Raw genomic sequence first — 18,820 nt, 5'->3', positions numbered from 1 at the left:
AGTTTATCAAGAATTACTGTTCCAAGCATCTGATATCCTCCGCATATTCCCATTATAGGTATTCCAGATTCCTTTGCTTCTTTTATTTTGTTAAATAATTTATTTTCCTTTAATTCTCTTAAATCTTCAATTGTATTCTTTGTTCCTGGAATTATTATTACATCTGGATTTTTTAATTGATCAGGTTCTTTAACATACCTTACATTTACTCCAATTACTCTGTCAAGCATACTAAAATCAGTAAAGTTAGACATATGAGAAAGTCTTATTACTGCAATATCCAGCTTTCCTTCCTCTTCTTCATTTTTTATCTTTTCTGTCATACTATCTTCATCTTCAATGTCAAATTTCTTATATGGCATTACTCCAAGTACAGGAATTTTTATCATTTCTTCCAGTTGTTTTTTTCCTTCTTCAAACATAGCTTTATTTCCTCTAAACTTGTTTATAATAACGCCTTTGACTCTTTTTCTGTCTTTTTCTGATAACAACTGCAGTGTCCCTACTATTGATGCAAAAACTCCTCCCCTATCTATATCTGCAACTAAGATTACAGGTGAATCTGAAATTTCTGCCATGGCCATATTTGCTATATCTGTGCTCTTAAGATTTATTTCTGCACAGCTTCCTGAACCTTCCAAAACAATTATATCATGCTTTTTTGCAAGTTTATCATATGAACTTTTTACACGCTGTTTTAATTTTTTATTAAGTTCTTTATATTTACAAGATTCAATATTACAATAAACTTTTCCATCTACTATTACCTGATTATACCCTCCACTAGGTTTTACTAATACTGGATTCATCAATGCATCAGGTTCAATTTTGCATGCTTCTGCTTGTACAACCTGAGCTCTTCCCATTTCTAAACCATCTTTTGTTACAAATGAATTTAAAGAAATATTAAGTGCTTTAAAAGGAGCTACATCAAAACCTTTATTTTTTAAAGTTCTGCATAATGCTGCTGCTAAAGTGCTTTTTCCAACTGAAGATGCTGTACCTAAAAACATGATGCTTTTCTTTTCCATAATATACCCCTTTCATCCTTTCAATTAACTCAGTATATGTATTTTTTTAAACTGCTATTTTACAGTAAAAATTAATATAAGGATATTTATTTTAATATTAAATTTAATTCGTTTAATATTCTTTCATTTTCTTCATGAGTTCTGACTGCTATTCTAAAATATCTTTCGTTCAGACCATGATAATTGCTACAGCTTCGTATAAGTATATTTTTTTCTAATAATTTTCGCTTTAAATCCATATCTTTTTCAATTCTGAAAAAAATAAAATTAACCTTTGGCTTATATATCTTCAAATAATTTACTTTCTTTAATTCATTATACAGGTAATTTCGTTCTTTTTCCACAAAATCAATTGTTTCACTAATATATTTTTTATTTTTCAAACATTCTTGTGCACAAATATCTGCAAAAATGTTTATATTCCATGCAGGTACCATTTTTTCAATCTTTATACAAAGTTCTTTATTCCCACATACTCCATATCCCATCCTTAATCCTGGAAGAGCAAAAAATTTTGTTAAAGATTTAATGACTATGAGATTATTGTATTTATTTATAAATTGGATCATTGAAACTCCATCTTTAATAAAATCCAAAAAAGATTCATCAACAACAACAAATGTATCTGTCTTCTGTCCCTTATCCAGTACCTTTTTAAGAAGTTTCTCTGACATAAGAGCACCTGTAGGATTATTAGGCGTACATATGAAAATCATATCTATGCTCTCATCTATTTTCTCTAAAACACTTTCATTAAGAATAAAATTCTCTTCTTCCTTTAGATAATGAAGGATGACTTCTCCGGACACAGCTAAAACAGCTTCCTCATATTCTGAGAATGTTGGAGCCATTATTATGGTCTTTTTAGGATTTACAGCTCTGACCACACTATATATTACTTCTGCCGCCCCATTTCCAAGAACTATATTTTCTCTGCTTACAATACTATGTTTTAAATTTTCATTTTCATATTTTTTTATTGATTCTTTCAATTCATAATAAGATATATCAGGATATTTTTCTATTTCACAAAAATGATTATTAATACATTCTTTAAGTTCCTCTGGCATTCCTAATGGATTTATATTGGCTGAAAAATCAATCAGCTTTTTTAAATCTTTATTATATTTTCTACTTATCTCTTTTATGTTTCCTCCATGTCCGAAGTTGGCCATTATAATTTCCTCCATTTTTATCACAAAATCATATAAATCTAGTGCCTTATTATAAAATTTCCACATACAGTATTTAATATTTTATTTAGTACTTGAATTTAAAAATAGTGTTATATTATCATTACAACATTTAATCCATCAAACCTTTAACCCACATATTTATACAATAATACTTTTTACAATGAACTTTATTATAATTATCATCAAAAACCCTATAACCGCGGACAAATATAAAATTTGTGTTGTCTCTTTCACATCAGAAATTTCTATATTCTTAACTTTATCTCCAATTACAGGTTTCTCTACTATCTTTCCAAAATAATAGTTAGCTCCACCCAGCTGTATATCTAAAGCTCCTGCCATTGCTGCTTCTGGATGAGCACTGTTAGGACTTGTATGATTATACCTATCTCTTATATATATCTTAAAACTGTTTTTATAATCCTTTTTCAAGATGAAGGCTGACAATATAATAAGCATTCCCGTAATTCTTGCTGGAATATAATTGAATACATCATCAAGTTTTGCCGGAAAATATCCAAATTCCATGTACTTATCATTTTTATATCCAAACATTGAATCCATAGTATTTACAGCCTTATAAATCATTGCACCTGCTGCTCCAAATATTCCTGCAAACAGTAGAGGTGCAATTACACCATCACTCATGTTTTCAGCAATTGTTTCAACAACAGCACGTACTACCCCTTGCGAATCAAGATTTTCAGTATCTCTTCCTACAATATATGATAGCTGTTTTCTTGATTTTTTAATATTCCCCTCTTTCAGGTACTTTATAACCTTATATCCTTCTGATACAAGACCTTTTGCTGAAATGCAGAAATATATTATAATCCCTTTTACAGCTACTGCAAAATAACTGTTTACTCTTTCAGCTCCAAGTATTATTCCATATGTTATTAAAAAAGTAATCATTATAGTAAGAATCCATACAATCAGTCCTGCAGTTTTTAATGAATTCTTTAAAATTTTTCTAAAAAAGCTCTCAAGTCTTGAAGTAATCCATCCAATTCCTCTTACAGGATGAAAAGGATTGTTTGGATCTCCAATTATTAAATCTAAGATAAATCCTATTGTTAGTTCCATTATATGCATAAAAGTATATGAATTCTTCTATGATAATAAAAAATTCATATACTTAATTCCTTTCACTTTATTTTTCATTTAAAAAAGATGAGAATAATTTTCCTTAATATATTCAATAAGAGTTTCTTCCTCATTAAACTGAATATCATACTCAAACTTCGGTTTTTCTATTACTATCAGTTTTATTCCAAGATTATGTACTGCCTTAAACTTTTCAAGACATCCACCTTCGATGCCGCTATCTTTTGTAATTATTGCCTTTATATCAAACTGCTTTATAAATCCCATTTCCAGTTCACAAGATATAGGTCCCTGCATTGCAACAATATCTTTTATTTTTATACCGCTTTCAATAAGCTTTGATAATACATTGACTGAAGGCAGCACCCTATGTATTATCCTATGCTGAAAATCAATACCTGCAAATTTTACGGCATTATTACCTCCTGTTGTATTTAATATGTTTCCATCAACTTTTTTTAAATACTTTAAAGCCTCATCATAATCACTGACTCTTATTATATTTTCTGATTGAATTGATTCCAGTACTCCACATCTTTCATATCTTATGTAGTCTACATTTAGTTTTTCTGCACATTCAATAGCATTCTGTGTGATTTCCTTGGCATATGGATGAGAGCCATCAACTAATAACTTTATATTGTTATCTTTCATCCAGTCAAGAAACTCATCTTTTTTCAGCGGTTTTGTATTAAGACTTTTTATTTTAAAATTCTGAAGAAGCTGTCCTCCATAACTTGTTGCTGTGCTAACAGCTATATTTTCTGTGTATCTATTTATGAGTGACAATATTTTTCTTCCTTCAGATGTTCCAAGTATAAATCCTATCATAAACTTATCTCCAATTTTTCCTATGACTTAATTGATAATCAACATCTCAACACATATAAGTTCCAGTATAATACTATATATATTTCAATAATAAAACTACCTAATAATTAAAGAAATCTTAAAAAGATTTCATCCTTCATTGTCAATTGTCCATTGTGTTAATTGGAATATATATATTAAAATTATTTATTTTAAATTCTCTCTTTTTTTATTATTATATCCTCTTGGCGTTATAAAACATCCATTTTTATAGAAACTCTTTGTATTTCCCACAATTACAATAGACATCATATCCACTATATCATCATTGAATTCTCCTATTGTAGTCATTGTAACTTTCTGTCCTTCCCTAAGAGCATGTTTTACAACTGCTACAGGCGTAGAGTTTTTTCTGAATTCCTTTATTATATCAATACATTCTCTTAAGTAATGAGGTCTACCTTTGCTTTTGGGATTATATAAAGAAATTATGAAGTCACTTTCTGCTGCTGCCCTTACTCTCCTTTTTATTTCATCATAAGGAGTCATCAAATCACTTAAACTTATATTGCAGTTATCATGCATAAGTGGTGCACCAAGAACTGAGCCAGCTGAACTTGAGGCTGTTATTCCTGGAATTATCTCCACATCCTCATCCTCTTTCATTTCTAAAATGAGACCTGCCATTCCATATATGCCAGAATCCCCAGTGCTTATAAGTGCAACATTATTGTCTTTTGAAAGCTTCAATGCTTCCCTGCATCTTTCTTCTTCTCCCATCATTCCTGTAGAATACAATTTCTTTCCTTCTGCAAGTTCTTTTATCATATCTATATATTTGCTGTATCCAACAATAATGTCACTATCTTCTATTGCTTTATAAGCCCTTAGTGTCATATTTTCAATGCTTCCTGGACCAATTCCTATTACTCTCAGCTTTCCCATTAAAAATCCGCCTTTCTTACATGTTTCATATATAATGTATAATTTACAATGAGTGATGAAATCTTTACAGTACTTCTTTAATAAAATGTTATTTCAATAATATAATAATATTTCATAATCAATATCTCTTATAGATTCAATTTTGATATTATCTTAATATTCCCACTGCTATTGTCATTCCTTCATGCTTAATCTTGCTCACTATGACTTCTGCACCACCTAAATCTACAGAGGGCTCACATACAGAATATATTCCAAGAGTTTTGAATACAAATTCACTCTTTTCATACTTATCTTCAACAGTTCTTATTTCATCTCTAGAAAAAGTCTCAAATGGACATTCAAGACTTTCTGACAGCTTAATTATTCCCGTTTCATTTTTTTTAATATCAACAGATACAATTTTATTTACTGCCCTAATATCATAATTGTATTGTTTCATAGTATTTAAAACAAATTCTCTTATCTTTTCATAAGGTGTATTTTTTCTGCATCCTATCCCGATAACTACATCTTTCTTTATAAGCTTGAGTATTTTTGAAAAATCAAGTTTCATACTACTGCTGTCATCATATTTCAGCTTGTCTGTTATCCACACAGAATCCTCTTTTAATGCTTCAATTTTTCTATATCCTTTTGAAATTCTCATTATCTTATATTCATCTTTAAGTCCTACTTCTTTTCCTTCAACCAAAAGAGAGGCAATGTATTTTGCTTTCTTTAAATCTTCTATGACCAATCCATATTTCTTTGCGATAATATCAGGTGCCATAATCCCCATAGAATCTGTTGCTGTAGTTATAACTGCCTCACAGTTTAATATTTGAGCTGTTTTTTCTGCCAATTCATTACCTCCACCCAAATGACCACTTAAGAGACTTACTGCATATTTAGCTGATAAATCTACAACAACAATTCCAGGATCTTTATCCTTGCTTTCAATAAATGGTGCTGCTGCACGTACTGCAATTCCAGTTGATGATATAAAAATAATTCCCTCTGAATTTTTAAAAGCTTTTTCTGTCACCTGTTTTAAATTAAAATTCTCTGCATATATGTATATATTATTTTGAAATACTTCATCTGAATTTTCTTCAGGCAATAAATTTTCCTCACCTTCAATAGATTTAATATTTTTTGCTTTTAATTTCATATACAAATCAGCATTCAGATTTTTTTTTAATTTCAACCCAATTTCCATTCCCTTAGGAGATGGACATATTATGCTTATCATTATCTTTTTTCCTCAGCATTTCTATACATATGTGAAAAAGTCTTATCATAAAGCAGACTCTTTTCAAAATCGCTATCTATAAAATCTCCAACTAAAATCTGTGCACATTTAGTAATATTATTTTCTTTCACTTTTTCTGCAATGTCATCTAAATGTCCCATTATTATTCTTTGATCAGGCCAAGTAGCCCTTTCTACTACTGCCACAGCAACATTTTTCTTATATCCTTTTTTAAGTTTTTCTACAACCTTATCAATCATTGAAACTGATAAGAAAATAGCCATAGATGCACCAACTGATGCTAATCTTTCTAAATCTTCAGTTTCTGGTACTGGTGTTTTTCCTTCTATTCTTGTAAGTATTACAGTCTGAGTTACTCCTGGAAGAGTAAATTCTCTGTTTATGGCTGCCGCTGCACCTGTAAATGAACTTACACCAGGCACAACTTCGTATTGTATTCCTACCCTGTCAAGCTCTACCATCTGTTCTCTTATTGCTCCATAAATGCTTGGATCACCAGTGTGAAGCCTTACAACAGTCTTTCCCATCTGTTCTTCCATAGTCATTATTTCCATAACATCTTCAAGAGTCATCCCTGCTGAATTATATATCTGTGCATCAGGCCTGCAATATTCAAGGTGTTCTTTAGATACTAAAGAACCTGTATATATTACGACCTCTGCTCTTTCAAGTATATCTCTTCCCCTTACAGTTATTAAATCAGCAGCTCCTGGGCCTGCTCCTATAAAATAAACCATTTTTCATACCCTTGCCTTTCTTTTCAATTGATAATATCCATTATACATTTCTATACATAAATTCAAACATTTCTTAATTATAGTTTTAAATAATTCAAATCAATATGTTCCCTTATGTTGAATTATATATTTGTTTTACTATATGTTGATTGTCTTTTGCTCTATATACTAAGTATATATAATTATTGCCTATATATACTTTAATTAATACATCACATACCCAATACATTTCAATATTTTAATTGATTTTTGATATTTAGAATCATCTGCTTGCTATGATAAGTGACATATAATCACTTACTTTAAGTATTTCATTTCTATCAGTCAGCAAAAGTTGTCCTTCTCTTCCCACCCTGCTTGCATAGACATAATCAAAACCTTTTTCTTCAAGTACATCTAGTACCTCTTCTTCTTTTCTGTACACCTTCATTATGACTATGAATTTTTCATCAGTTATCTCTTTAACTTTGCTTGCAGGCATTACAACAAGCTTTTCATTTCCAACAACAAGAGTTCTGTCAGCTAAGCTTGCTGCTGCACAAAATGATGTTATTCCTGGAATTGTCTCTACCTCAAATCCATTATCCCTTAAATGGTTAAGCATATGACTATATGTACTATAAACATATGGATCTCCTATTGTCAGAAATGCAACGTTTTTTCCTTCTCTAAGTCTTGATTCTATAAATTCATATGCTTCTAGAGCTTTTATAACCCTGTCTTTTTTCCCCATTGGAAAATGCTTTACTGCAATTTCAGTTCCAGATTTAATATATTCTCTTGCAGTTTCAAGTGCAATGCTTTCTCCATCTTCTTCTGCACTTGGTGCAACTATAACATCACACATTTCTATAATTCTTACTGCCTTTACAGTCAACAGTTCTTTATCCCCAGGCCCTACACCTATTCCGTATAATGTTGCCATAATCTCTTTTCTCTCCTCTATTTATATTTATCAATTGACAATGATGAAATCTTTGCAAGATTTCTTGGACTATTACTTAAAATATATATTTCAAAATTAGAATTACATCAAAACTCTTATTAAATCCGGATATTTCATAATTTAATTATAAATAGTAGATAATTATAATAAATATATGGTACATATATTTATTACAAACTATATTCTAAATAAATCCATACTTATTAAAATATCCGCCTATATAATTTTTCAAATTCAGATTTAAAGAATTATATTATATAAACATATTATCAACTTTAATTTTCAAAATCCATTCTATAATGCAAACAGACTTTTACATCCTTGAATTATATAAATAGGATTCAATGCTGTCATCATCAAAGTATTTCCTCTGTTTTTACTTACATTGACAAGAGATATATCAAAGTCATATTTTAATTCCTTTAAAATCTCAACAGCTTTATATGCATTGTCAAGGGTTATAAAATTCAAAACAATAGTTCCTTCTTCCTTGAGCATAGAATCACATTTAATTATTATATCTTTAAGCTGGCCTGAACTTCCTCCTATAAATATTGAATCAAATCTTAATTTTTTCGATTCTAGTTCTGTCAGTGCAGAATACGCATCATTTTTTATAAGTTTAATATTATTACACTTAAATTTTTCAATATTACTTTTAACCACATTACAGGCTTCTTCTTCTTTTTCTATTGAATATACAGTCCCTTTAAATGATATTACTGCACTCTGAATTGTAATACTTCCTGTACCGCTTCCTACATCCAATACAGTTGAATCTTCTTCCAGATTCATTTTACCTATTGAAAGCATTCTTATTTCTTCTTTTGTCATAGGACATTTTCCACGAAGAAATTCCTCATCTTTAATAAATCTCAAAGCTTATCCACCTCCATTATATTTTATAAAAATTCTTTATAATAAAATTTATTCAAACAAAAACTACAATTAATAAGCTTCTTATTAATTTACAATGGACGATGAGCAATTATAATAATTTTTTTATTACTTATTGAACAAACTCTATTTAAATTCTATATACAATAAAAACATTAAGACTTTTAAATTGCCTATCTATAAATTCATAAGGTTTCCCTTCACTTATAACTTCATCATCATAAGATAGATTTTCGCCTATTATAACCCTACAATTAATATTTTCTTCATAGAGAGCCTTACACAAAACAGCTGGATTATTTTCTTTATCAGTAAGCCATATGCTCAGTTTATTTCTCTTTACATTGTCAATAAAATCTTGTTTTCTTCCATGAAGACTTCCAAGATATGAATCATTCCATGGCATCTTTACTTTAGATGTAAGATACTGAAATGAACTTATTCCAGAAATAACTTCAAAATCTTTCTCACATCTTTTTTTAATGTAATTGGTTATTCCATAAAATGTAGGATCTCCAGATGCTATCACTGCCACATTATTTATCTGCTTCTGACAATTTATAAAATTTCCATCTGATATGATTTGTTCAGAATTTAAATCTAATATGTATTCATCCAAGTCTGTCAACCTGGTCATATACTTTTTAGGCACATCCAAAAAATCTAATGAATCCACAGCTCTTTTAAATCCTATTATAAGATCACATTTTTTCATGACTTTCACTGCTTTTGGCAGTATATAATCTTTATGTCCTGGCCCTATTCCTACTATATATATCATATTTTATCCTTTCTGGAATCCCATAAGAGTTTAGTTTCTGAAGCTCCATAATACATTACAGCATCCACTTTCATTTCTCCGTAAACATACTGATTCATTTTGTCTATTATCTTACGTCCAATATTCTCATATAATTTATCATATCCTTCTCCAAGAAATATTACTGCACCTTCACATGTTTTCTGTTTAAGAATAGTCTTCACTAGAGAAATATCATATCCTAAAAGAGCAAGTTCAAGAGCAAATACTTCAAGTCTTACCCCATTAACCCTACTGTGAGTGTTAAAACATCCATATGCAATCTTACTCATTTTTCCTATATGCCCAGCAAGAAGTATCGATTTTACCCCACATGAAACACAGCATTCCAAAGCAAATCCAATATAATTAGAACATATTACTATTTCATCCTCCTTATAACCTAACTTCCTGCAGTATTTCTCGCCAAGATTTCCAAATGTAAGAACAAGATTTTTATTGTTTGCAGCTTTTTGATTTATTTCAAGTTTTATTGAAGCTTTTAAAGCATCTTCAGACATTGGATAAACTATTCCTGTTGTTCCAAGAACTGAAATTCCGCCTTCTATTCCAAGCCTTGGATTAAAAGTTTTCTTTGCAATTTCTTCACCCTGAGGTATTGAAATTGTAACTTCAACCCTTTTGCCATTAGGAATCACACTTAAAACTTCCTCCCTTATCATCTTTCTAGGAACAGGATTAATTGCAGGTTCACCTTTAGGCTCAAAAAGACCTTCTTTTGTTATCTTTCCAATTCCAATTCCAGCTTTTAAATATATGCACTCAGCATTTTCAATTTCATCATAATCATGAAGTTCATGGACTATTTCTTCATCTTCAGCTATTTTTCGCACTTCTGCCCTTATTTCTATTCCATTGGTTATATCTGGATCATCACCACTGAATTTTATTATTTCACATTGTACAGAGTTTTCATCCTTATGTATCATTCTCACCGGCATATTGATTGTTATATTCTTTGGCGATGTTATTTCTATTTCATTTAAATTGTCATCAGCTTTTCCATATAGAATCATTGCTGCTGCCTTTGCTGCTCCTGCACTGCATGAACCAGTTGTATAACCACATCTTAGCTTTTTTCCGTCACTATCTACATACATTTCAAACATAATCTGCCTCCAATCCATGCAGCTAAATTTTGCGTGTCAGAAGTAATTTCATTTTGCTTATCTTTCTACAACCATATACATGAGAGCATTTATAATTGCTGCTGCAACAGTACTTCCACCTTTTCTTCCTCTCACTCTTATATAAGGAATATTAAGTTCATCCATATTCTCTTTACTTTCTGCTGCCCCCACAAATCCCACAGGTGCTGCAATTATAAGCTTAGGAGCAGCTTTTCCTTCCTTTATGAGTTCTTTAAGCCTGAACAAAGCAGTTGGTGCATTCCCAAAAACAAATATATCAACATTATCAGCACAGGCTTTTTCAACTGCTGCCATGCTTCTTGTTATATTCTTTTCTTTTGCTTCTTTATGTACTTCAGGTTCATTTACATAGCAGATTACCCTGCTGCCACTTTTAGCAACAGCCATTTTGTTTATTCCATTAAGAGCCATGTTTGTATCTGTATATATTGTTGCTCCTTTTCTAAAAAGATTCTTTCCAGTTTCTATTGCATCCTTACTTATTTCAACAATATCCTTATATTCAAAATCTGCTGTTGTATGAATTGTTCTTTTTATTATGAGAAGCTCTTCATCTGTAAATGAATGTTCTCCCATTTCCTTTCCTATTATTTCAAAACTCTTCTCTTCAATTCCCATAGGATTCTTTAAATAATTCATATCTCCACATCTTTCCTATATTTATATAATATCTATTTTACATCATATCCTATAACATATTTCAAAAAATCAATGTTTCCTAAAAAATTAATGTGGGCATATCCTGCCAGTGTATTATTTTTTACATACCCGCATTTCCATTTTACAATTTCCCCATCATATTGCTTTTTTTCTACCGTATAGACACATCTTTCATCTAGCTCAACACAGGATTTATGAAATTCATGTGCATTTATGCTCATCTTAATATGATTAATTTCATCATTAAGACTCACTCTGCAGTATCCAAATCTCTGAAGTCTTTTAGTCATGAAACTTCTGCCTTTAAAAAAGCCTGTCATTTCAGTTCCTTCAATTTCTTCTGTAAGATACATAAGTCCGCCACATTCAGCATAACATCTTAGTCCGTTATTTAAAGCATTTTTTATACTCTTTCTCATTTTTTCATTCTTTCTAATTTCTTCTCTAAATACCTCAGGATATCCTCCTCCAATATAAAGGAAATCTAAGTTTTCAGGAATACTTTCATCATTTATGGGACTAAAATAAATAACATTTCCCATCTGTTCAAGAAGCTCAATATTATCTTTATAATAAAAACTAAATGCCTTATCTTTTGCAATTCCTATTTTTAAATTCCTATTTTCAAGTTTGAATCCATTCATGACTGATTCATCAGCAAATTTAAATTCTTTCATGGAATCCAAAATTCCATCTACATCTATATATTCTTCAACCATTCTGCCACATATATTAAGTTTCTCTTTAAGATTTAAAACTTCCATACTCTGAATAAGTCCAAGATGTCTGCTTCCAAGCTTTATATCCTCATTTTTAGGCAGATAACCAAACACTTTTATACTGCAGTTTTTTTCAATAGAGTATTTTAATAATTTGTAATATTTCTCACTTACTGAATTGAGGATTATTCCAGCAATATTAGCATTTCTATAATCCTTAAGACCATTTATTAATGCACATATTGTTGAGCTCTGCCCCTTTGGTGATAATACTAATATTATTGGCATATTCCCTAGGATTCTTGAGACATCATAAGTTGAGGCTTTTTCACTGATTCCAACTCCATCATAAAGTCCCATTACACCTTCAATTACTCCTATATCTCCAATTCCTCTTGTATAGCTGTATTTAATTCCTCCTTCACCCATAAGATGAACATCAAGATTTCTTGAATCACTTCCTGTAACTTCTTTATGAAATGCTGGGTCAATATAGTCTGGACCTACTTTATATCCCTGAACTTTCAGATTTCTGTCTTTCAATGCTTTCATCAGTCCTAAAGTAAATGTGGTTTTTCCACCTCCGCTTGAGTCTGAACCTATAATTATCGACTTCATTAAATTTCTCCATTCATAATTTAATGTATTTTACCAATAGAAAATATATAATAAATTTATTAATTTTACATTATTAATTCGGACATATATCTAAACCTTAAATTCTTTTTCCTAACTTCTTTGTCCTTCCTAAATCAATATATCTATCTTCAATAGTATCGTAAATTCTGTTTATGTATAGCTGTGCAAATTTATCAACTTCACCAAGTCCATGAAGATGGAGGCTGACTTCAATTCCTTCTCTTAAAAGTCTGCTCTTTAATGAATCATCATCATCTGATGCCATATCATTTTTAGCATGATCTCCTGCTACAAGAAGTAATGGCACTAGTTTTGTCTTCTTTATATTTTTCTTCTTGATTCTTCTTATTGCAGTTTCCATTGTTGGATATCCCTCTACTGTTGCAACAAATACATTTTCATATCCTTCATCTTCTAGTACAGTCTGAAGCATTCCATATACAGCATTAGATGCATGAGCTGTTCCATGTCCAAATAAAACAACACTTTCTTCATTTTCAATTATATCCTTTATACTTTTAATAAATGCAGTATAATCCTTTGGAACATCTTCTATTCCTTGATAGAAAAATATTGGGCGTCCTACTTTTATAGTTTTAAAATCATCTTCATATCTTGCTGCAATTCCTTTTATGTAATCAAACTCTTCTCCTGGAATTATATGAAGAGGTTGAATTATAACTTCCTCATAACCTTCTCTTTTAAGCTTTGACAGTGCTTCTTCTGGATTTAATATATATATACCTTCTTTTTCCTTAAGTTTTTTTATTATCATATGAGCTGTAAATGCTCTGAAAACATCATACTCTTTAAATTCATCTCTTATTTTATTTTCAATTCTTTCAATGGAGTTTTTTAAAGCATCCAAATAACTCGTTCCAAAACTCACAACCAATATCGCTTTTTTCATTATTTCTTCCTCTTCTTTCATTTTAAATCTAATAATTACCCTAGACTAAAAAATCCTCTTACCATATGGCAAAAGGAAGACATAACAAAACCAGAGAATGAATTTATTCTTACATGGATTACTATTCTTCACACTCTGTCCTGCCATATTCCTTCCATCCGAAGGTAATAATCGCAAAGATTACAGGCAGGTCTCCTGACTCTGGCATCATCCTAAAATCCTCATCCTTCCCAAGAAAAAATCTCAGTGGCTAATATTGAGGCAGTCCTCCATTACAGTAGCGGTGGCTGTAGCAGCTTCTAACTGCTTTCCCTTTTAATTTAATTTAATGTATATATCAATTTATAGATATTATCCCACAAAACCTGCAATCATCATATTTATCATTGTTACTAAATTATAGACTACTATATGATTTTATTCAACAAAAAAGATTTACATAGAATCATTTCTACATAAATCTTTTTCTCTGCCAAATTAAATTTTTACACTATAATCCAATTATTATATACATATGTTGCAATTAACTAATGTACAAAATTTATAATTAAAAATCAATCACATTCTATATGTTCTCTACAAGCTACATATATTGTTAATTGTATAATACAACAGTATCACCTTCCATTATGACTGTATTTCCTCTAGGAATTATACTTTCTCCTTCTCTTTTTATGAGAGTTATTAAAATATCATCAGGAAGATGAATATTTTCTATAGCCTTATCACACCAGCTGTTTTCTTTATCTATCTTTACTTCCCTCAAATTTATCTCATCTTTAAAATTATATTTTGGTATGCTCAATATTATACTATCATTAGGTTTAATCATAGTATCTCCTTTGGGAACTATATTCGTTCCATTTCTCTTTATTATAAGTGCTAAGGAATCACTTGGTATACCCGCTGATTCAATTGTTTTATTTGCCCAGCTATGTCCTTCTGGTACAAAAACTTTCATCAATGTTATTTCTGAATCTTCCTGATAGTCATTAAATGTCTTTCTTACATCATTTTTTTCATCTATCATATCAAGTTTCTTTGCCATTGCAGGAAGAAGAGAGCCTTGAAATGCAACTGATAATAATGATATCAAAAATACTATATGATATAAATCACATTCTATGTCTATATCACTTGCAATTGCCATTATTGCAAATACTATAGATGCTGCTCCTCTAAGTCCTGACCATGATACAAGCATGCACTGTTTTATAGATGCTTTAAAAGGAAGTAAAATTGAACTTACAGCTATAGGTCTTGCTATAAATGTTAGGAATACTGCAATGGATACTGCTGGTATAATACTTGCAGGCATTTCATGAGGAAATGACAATAATCCAAGTAAAAAGAATATTAATATCTGAGCCAGTGCTGTTATTCCATCAAAAAAGTGAACAAGAATTATTTTATTGTTTATTTTACTGTTTCCTAAAATAATACCTGTAAGATATACACTTAAATATCCATTTCCCTCAATAGATTCACTTAATGCATATGAAACTAAAACCAATGCTGTCATAAAAATTGTTTCTAACCCATCAGTAACAATTTTCAATCTTCTTAAAGCAAAAATTCCTGCAACAGCTACACCTACACCTATGAGAACTCCAAAAACAATCTGTGAAAAAAGCATGTATATAGTACCTGATACACTGCTTGTCCCTTTTATAAAGCTTATTATTATCATCATCATCATAAAAGCTATGGGGTCGTTACTTCCACTTTCCAGCTCCAGCATAGATGCTGTTCCATATTTTAAGCTCAGATGTTTTGATCTCAGTATTGAGAATACAGATGCAGCATCTGTTGAACTTATAACTGCTCCAATAAGAAAACTATCCAATAAAGTGAACTTCAAAATATAATGACAAAAAGCACTTGTGAGAAAAGCCGTAATAAGAACACCTATAGTGGAGAGCAGTACAGATTTTACAGCCACAGGCTTTGCCACTTTCCATTTAGTACCAAATCCACCATAAAACATTATAAATATTAATGCTATATTACATATTTCCTTTGCTACATGATAATTATCAAAGGATATTTTAAATATCCCGTCACTACCAAACAGCATCCCCAATGCCATAAATAAAAGTAATGCAGGCATTCCAAGTTTGTTTGAAAATCGATTAGCTATTACACACGATAACAGAACACATGCGCATAAAAGTATCATACCTATTCCTCCTATCTTATTATTTGCTTATTGCTTTGTATGAATTAAACAATTTATGTTTATATAACAATTTGATAATTTATTTAATATTGATTTATTTTTTGATATTTAATATATTGCAATTGACAATGAATGATAAAATTCTTTCAAGGTTTCTTTATTTTTATATATGTTAGATACATTTTATATATAAATTTTGCAACATATAATTCTCACTTATATCAATATAAAACTTCAGTAAAATATATGATTAATAGAAATTTTTTTAATTTTGTAGTTCATTACGAATTGTAATATATAATATTATAACATCATTTTCCATTTTTTACATTTGCAAAAAACTCCTTATATTAATATTAAGTATTTTTTAATAAAACTTTCTAATTTAATTCAGCATTTGAGACAGTTCTCATTTAGATAATTTGAATATATAATTCAATAATATATTGAAAAAAATCTTGCAAGATTTCATCATTAATTATTAATTATACATTAAAGTGTATATTATCAATTAAAAACAAAAAGAGCATTACTTAAATTAATATTGTAATACTCTTCTTTGAGAACATATTATATTTTAAAAATTGTATATCTTTTATTACATTTCTTTTACTATTTGAGAAATCCATCTGCACATATCAGCTGATGCCCTGTTTGCAACTTCCACAACATGTGCATGTGAATGCTTACATTTCTGAATTCCTGTTGCCATATTTGTAATACATGCAATTCCAAGTACATCCATGCCCAAATAATTTCCTACTATGGTTTCAGGTACTGTAGACATTCCTATTGCATCTGCTCCCATTCTTCCATAAGCTTTTATTTCAGCTGCTGTTTCATAATAAGGACCAGTGAAATGAGCATAAACACCTTGCTTATATTTTATGTTTTCTTTATCTGCTACATTTTTAGCAAGATCAATAAGATAATGTTTATATGGTTCTGACATATCTGGAAATCTTGGACCGAATCTTTCATCATTAGAACCTATCAATGGATTATTAGCTGTAAGATTTATAAAATCATCTATTATCATTAAATCCCCTGGTTCAAAGTCTGTATTTATTCCTCCACATGCATTAGTGATTATAACTTTCTCAATTCCAAGCATCTTCATTACGAATATTGGATATGTAACTTCTTTCATTGTATAACCTTCATAATAATGAAATCTTCCCTGCATTGCAAGAACTGTTTTTTTACCTATATTTCCGAGAAGAAGGCTTCCTTTATGTCCTTCAACACTTACTAAAGGGAAATTAGGTATATCGCTATATAATATTTCCTCTTTACTTTCAAATTCATCGACAAGAGCTCCAAGACCACTTCCAAGTACTATTCCAATCTCTGGCATTCTTGTAAACTTTCCTTTTAAATATTCTACTGACTCTTGGACTTTTTCATATAAATTTTCCATATTATCATCCTTTCTTCTTAAGTTATGTTTCAATGTACAATTCTGTAATATTATTCATAATAATATACATTCCAATTGACAATAAAGAATGAAATCTTTTCAAGATTTCTTTAAGTATTTTTACATATGTCAGATAAATTTCAGGTATGATTTTAATCTTGCAATGTATATAAATTGATAATTTACAATATTAAATATATATTGTAATTTATAATTTAGATTCCCTATATTCCACAATCTATACCTCTTATCTTAATCTGTATATTATTATTTTATCATACAACCATCATTAAATTCATCTATATCACCACCAAAATCTCCAATAGTTTCTTTAATGTGTTTTTCTGTTGAATATTGATGTCCCACAAGTTTAGTAAAATTATTATTTCCAACATCACTCCAAGGCTCACCATTATAATTAGCTTCCCACAGAGGCATATCATAAATTTCTGAATCAACGTCATTTAAATGCTCATCAATAAAGCTTGTATAACTGTATATTCCAAGTTCAAGAGATGACAATCTATTAAATTCATCTTTAAACCTCTTTATATAATCTTCAAGTCCATCAAAATACTCTTCAACATCAAGCATAGGTATTAAATCCCAATCATATTCTGATATCATTTTGTAAAAATTCTGTGCCTGTTCTTCTGGACTGCTTGTTTTCACTAGATAATGATATGCTCCAGTTTTGAGTCCTAATTTTTTACATTGTTCATAATATGTATCCATGTATGAATCCTTAAATGTTGCTCCTTCAGTTGCCTTTAAGTAAACAAATCTACATCCTTCATCTGCTGCTGAAGTTAAATCTAAATTTCCATCATTGTTTGAAATATTTATCCCTTTTATATTCTGTGAATCAGTATTATCCGCTGCTTGTACATTTTTAACTTTATACGATAAACTAAAAACTCCAACACTTAAAATAAAAACCATGATTGCAAAAATTCCCGTACAATAATATTTCAATATTTTTTTTGGTATCTTTATAGGAATTTTTAAATCAAACTTATCTAAAATCTTTTTTCCCCACTCTAATATAAAATCTGATTTTTGATAGAAAATCAATGCTGATACAACTGCAACAATTAAATATAACATTCTTCCGTTTCCGCCTCCCTAAATATAGAATATCATAGTTAATTGTCATTTTTAATACATTAGTCTATAATTTTAATATTTTTTAAGAATTAATAATGCTCTTAAACTTATTTCAATATTAAATAAATCAACAGAATGGAGAAGAAATCAGCTTAATCAGATATAATCCTCTTTTGTGGCAATCGGCAAAAAACATAATTTATTGCTATTACTAGGTGGTGTTAGTATAAAAGTGTAGACACAGACAGATAGTTTTTAAAATGATATAATTATAGAAAATAAAGGAAGTGT

Annotated in this window: 17 protein-coding genes and 1 riboswitch; all 17 genes read right to left on the bottom strand. The window is 29.8% G+C overall.

What is annotated here, in order from left to right:
- The coding region (locus Q0F58_RS11355) for a cobyric acid synthase (RefSeq protein WP_294376505.1) at positions 1 to 1,031 on the bottom strand (1,031 nt) is incomplete at its 3' end.
- Between the two features lie 86 nt (positions 1,032 to 1,117).
- Positions 1,118 to 2,206: a threonine-phosphate decarboxylase CobD gene (gene cobD / locus Q0F58_RS11350; protein WP_294376502.1), complete on the bottom strand. Its 1,089-nt coding sequence runs from the start codon at positions 2,204 to 2,206 to the stop codon at positions 1,118 to 1,120.
- Between the two features lie 159 nt (positions 2,207 to 2,365).
- Positions 2,366 to 3,316 carry a cobalamin biosynthesis protein gene (locus Q0F58_RS11345; RefSeq protein WP_294376509.1) on the bottom strand — a complete coding sequence of 317 codons (951 nt, stop codon included), beginning with the start codon at positions 3,314 to 3,316 and terminating at the stop codon, positions 2,366 to 2,368.
- 75 nt (positions 3,317 to 3,391) lie between these two features.
- Complete coding sequence (locus tag Q0F58_RS11340; RefSeq protein WP_294376501.1) at positions 3,392 to 4,165, bottom strand: cobalt-precorrin-6A reductase; 774 nt, start codon at positions 4,163 to 4,165, stop codon at positions 3,392 to 3,394.
- A 186-nt stretch (positions 4,166 to 4,351) separates the two neighbouring features.
- Positions 4,352 to 5,089 (bottom strand): precorrin-3B C(17)-methyltransferase, encoded by a 738-nt coding sequence (gene cobJ / locus Q0F58_RS11335; protein WP_294376499.1) that lies wholly within the window; start codon positions 5,087 to 5,089, stop codon positions 4,352 to 4,354.
- A gap of 148 nt (positions 5,090 to 5,237) precedes the next feature.
- A complete protein-coding gene (gene cbiG, locus Q0F58_RS11330; RefSeq protein WP_294376494.1) occupies positions 5,238 to 6,323 on the bottom strand; it encodes a cobalt-precorrin 5A hydrolase in 1,086 nt (361 codons plus the stop codon).
- Positions 6,323 to 7,081, bottom strand: coding sequence for a precorrin-4 C(11)-methyltransferase (gene cobM, locus Q0F58_RS11325; RefSeq protein WP_294376492.1), 759 nt, complete (start codon positions 7,079 to 7,081; stop codon positions 6,323 to 6,325). The genes cbiG and cobM overlap by 1 nt, the downstream gene beginning before the upstream one ends.
- Positions 7,082 to 7,343: 262 nt before the next feature.
- The gene (locus tag Q0F58_RS11320; protein ID WP_294376491.1) at positions 7,344 to 8,006 is read right to left on the bottom strand and encodes a cobalt-factor II C(20)-methyltransferase; all 663 of its coding nucleotides are present in this window, start codon (positions 8,004 to 8,006) and stop codon (positions 7,344 to 7,346) included.
- Positions 8,007 to 8,321: 315 nt separating this feature from the next.
- Positions 8,322 to 8,906, bottom strand: coding sequence for a precorrin-6Y C5,15-methyltransferase (decarboxylating) subunit CbiT (cbiT, locus tag Q0F58_RS11315; RefSeq protein ID WP_294376489.1), 585 nt, complete (start codon positions 8,904 to 8,906; stop codon positions 8,322 to 8,324).
- A 148-nt stretch (positions 8,907 to 9,054) separates the two neighbouring features.
- Entirely contained in the window at positions 9,055 to 9,705 is a 651-nt protein-coding gene (cbiE, locus tag Q0F58_RS11310) for a precorrin-6y C5,15-methyltransferase (decarboxylating) subunit CbiE (protein ID WP_294376485.1), read from the bottom strand.
- Entirely contained in the window at positions 9,702 to 10,853 is a 1,152-nt protein-coding gene (gene cbiD, locus Q0F58_RS11305) for a cobalt-precorrin-5B (C(1))-methyltransferase CbiD (RefSeq protein ID WP_294376483.1), read from the bottom strand. The genes cbiE and cbiD overlap by 4 nt, the downstream gene beginning before the upstream one ends.
- A gap of 57 nt (positions 10,854 to 10,910) precedes the next feature.
- Positions 10,911 to 11,534, bottom strand: a complete 624-nt coding sequence (locus Q0F58_RS11300) for a precorrin-8X methylmutase (protein WP_294376481.1) — start codon at positions 11,532 to 11,534, stop codon at positions 10,911 to 10,913.
- A 32-nt stretch (positions 11,535 to 11,566) separates the two neighbouring features.
- On the bottom strand, positions 11,567 to 12,892 hold the full coding sequence (locus tag Q0F58_RS11295) for a cobyrinate a,c-diamide synthase (RefSeq protein ID WP_294376479.1): 1,326 nt from the start codon (positions 12,890 to 12,892) through the stop codon (positions 11,567 to 11,569).
- Between the two features lie 97 nt (positions 12,893 to 12,989).
- Positions 12,990 to 13,823 (bottom strand): sirohydrochlorin cobaltochelatase, encoded by an 834-nt coding sequence (locus tag Q0F58_RS11290; protein ID WP_294376477.1) that lies wholly within the window; start codon positions 13,821 to 13,823, stop codon positions 12,990 to 12,992.
- 167 nt (positions 13,824 to 13,990) lie between these two features.
- Positions 13,991 to 14,207, bottom strand: a riboswitch (cobalamin riboswitch).
- 211 nt (positions 14,208 to 14,418) lie between these two features.
- Positions 14,419 to 16,002: a potassium/proton antiporter gene (locus Q0F58_RS11285; protein ID WP_294376475.1), complete on the bottom strand. Its 1,584-nt coding sequence runs from the start codon at positions 16,000 to 16,002 to the stop codon at positions 14,419 to 14,421.
- A 598-nt stretch (positions 16,003 to 16,600) separates the two neighbouring features.
- Positions 16,601 to 17,422, bottom strand: a complete 822-nt coding sequence (locus tag Q0F58_RS11280) for a purine-nucleoside phosphorylase (protein WP_294376472.1) — start codon at positions 17,420 to 17,422, stop codon at positions 16,601 to 16,603.
- Positions 17,423 to 17,689: 267 nt separating this feature from the next.
- Complete coding sequence (locus Q0F58_RS11275; protein WP_294376470.1) at positions 17,690 to 18,529, bottom strand: GH25 family lysozyme; 840 nt, start codon at positions 18,527 to 18,529, stop codon at positions 17,690 to 17,692.
- Positions 18,530 to 18,820 lie beyond the last annotated feature (291 nt).

Origin of the sequence: uncultured Clostridium sp., assembly GCF_934754915.1 — a bacterium.
Taxonomy (GTDB): Bacteria; Bacillota; Clostridia; order Clostridiales; family Clostridiaceae; genus Clostridium.
This window is presented reverse-complemented; position numbering and strand designations above follow the sequence as displayed.

Bases quoted from the DNA above. Each gene is read 5' to 3' on its own strand.
- Q0F58_RS11320 (WP_294376491.1), bottom strand. From the start codon at position 8,006: ATGGCAACATTATACGGAATAGGTGTAGGGCCTGGGGATAAAGAACTG.
- Q0F58_RS11290 (WP_294376477.1), bottom strand. From the start codon at position 13,823: ATGAAAAAAGCGATATTGGTTGTGAGTTTTGGAACGAGTTATTTGGAT.
- cbiG (WP_294376494.1), bottom strand. From the start codon at position 6,323: ATGATAAGCATAATATGTCCATCTCCTAAGGGAATGGAAATTGGGTTG.
- Q0F58_RS11300 (WP_294376481.1), bottom strand. From the start codon at position 11,534: ATGAATTATTTAAAGAATCCTATGGGAATTGAAGAGAAGAGTTTTGAA.
- cobD (WP_294376502.1), bottom strand. From the start codon at position 2,206: ATGGCCAACTTCGGACATGGAGGAAACATAAAAGAGATAAGTAGAAAA.
- Q0F58_RS11275 (WP_294376470.1), bottom strand. From the start codon at position 18,529: ATGTTATATTTAATTGTTGCAGTTGTATCAGCATTGATTTTCTATCAA.
- Q0F58_RS11340 (WP_294376501.1), bottom strand. From the start codon at position 4,165: ATGATAGGATTTATACTTGGAACATCTGAAGGAAGAAAAATATTGTCA.
- cobJ (WP_294376499.1), bottom strand. From the start codon at position 5,089: ATGGGAAAGCTGAGAGTAATAGGAATTGGTCCAGGAAGCATTGAAAAT.
- cbiD (WP_294376483.1), bottom strand. From the start codon at position 10,853: ATGTTTGAAATGTATGTAGATAGTGACGGAAAAAAGCTAAGATGTGGT.
- Q0F58_RS11295 (WP_294376479.1), bottom strand. From the start codon at position 12,892: ATGAAGTCGATAATTATAGGTTCAGACTCAAGCGGAGGTGGAAAAACC.
- cbiE (WP_294376485.1), bottom strand. From the start codon at position 9,705: ATGATATATATAGTAGGAATAGGGCCAGGACATAAAGATTATATACTG.
- Q0F58_RS11285 (WP_294376475.1), bottom strand. From the start codon at position 16,002: ATGATACTTTTATGCGCATGTGTTCTGTTATCGTGTGTAATAGCTAAT.
- cobM (WP_294376492.1), bottom strand. From the start codon at position 7,081: ATGGTTTATTTTATAGGAGCAGGCCCAGGAGCTGCTGATTTAATAACT.
- Q0F58_RS11280 (WP_294376472.1), bottom strand. From the start codon at position 17,422: ATGGAAAATTTATATGAAAAAGTCCAAGAGTCAGTAGAATATTTAAAA.